A 1,050-nucleotide genomic window follows, 5' to 3' on the forward strand; every position below is an offset into this window, starting at 1 on the left:
ATCACGGCGCCGACTTTGGCAACGACGACTTTTTGGCCGGCTTCAACATTGGGAGCTCCGCAGACGATTTGCAGCGTCTCGCTCCCTACATTCACTTTGCAAACACTTAATTTATCGGCATTCGGATGCTTTTCTTTTTCTTCAACATATCCGACCACAAACTTCGGAGAAAGGTCGACGGTCAGCTCGTCTTTCAAACCGTTGCGGACCAGAATTTCATTCACATCCTGGACAAAGGATTCGGAAAGCGCAATAGCTCCGCTTTCCTCAATGCTCAAATATGAGGAGGCATTAAAAATGTTATAGCCTGCTGTTTCCTTTGTGTCTTTATGAAAAATTTTCACGACGTCTCCGTACCGCTCAAAAGCGATCTCTTCACATGGAATATCGTTCAATGAGATGAGCAGCGTATCGCCTACGCCTTCTGGATTATAAAATGCGTTCATGAGAAAAATTCCTTTCTATCATTTCTTTTTAGGGCGGTTTTTAGCCAGAATAAAGATCGGTTCAAGCTTTCCATCCTCATACAGGAAAGAAAGCGCAGTGATCGGCACTGTGCCGTTTGCAAAAAAGCTCATCGACATTTGCCCGAGTATATCGTATCCGGCATTATTGCGGATGTCGGCAATAATCAGCACATCCTGGTGCGGAATTGACACGGCGAGGGTCCCTTCCGCGTTTTTCTCATACTCTGCGAGAATCGATTCGTTCAACACCCTGCTGGCGTCATAGCCGTCATTCGCTCTGAAAAAGTAGAAGTGATTGCCTGCGACTTCGTCTTCTTTGACAACGGTCTGGAGCGAGCGAAGGTTAAAGGAAGCTGTTTCCCGAATCCTTTCTTTTGTCCAGCCCTCTTTTTCAAGCATTTTTTCGTCGATCAGACGGTATGTGTTGCCAAGGTCGAGCGCATAGTAAATTCGTGTTTCAGCCGTGTGGCCGACAAAAACCAAGGGAACGCCTGCGCTGGACTTCTCGGGAAAGGAAGTTGAGCGGATGACGGGATAGATCAGGCTTTCCCGTCCTTCCATTTCCTGCGACTGGCCTTTCATG

The 1,050-nt window shown here is 47.3% G+C and carries 2 protein-coding genes; both read right to left on the bottom strand.

Annotated features, from left to right (window positions below; all coding sequences use genetic code 11):
* Window positions 1-446: YtpR family tRNA-binding protein (gene ytpR, locus ACWHAR_RS23050; protein ID WP_452087942.1), on the bottom strand; the 446-nt coding region annotated here is incomplete at its 3' end.
* An 18-nt stretch (window positions 447-464) separates the two neighbouring features.
* The coding region (locus ACWHAR_RS23055; protein WP_452087943.1) for a DUF1444 family protein at window positions 465-1,050 on the bottom strand (586 nt) is incomplete at its 5' end.

The organism is Bacillus sp. LR--39 (assembly GCF_053613335.1).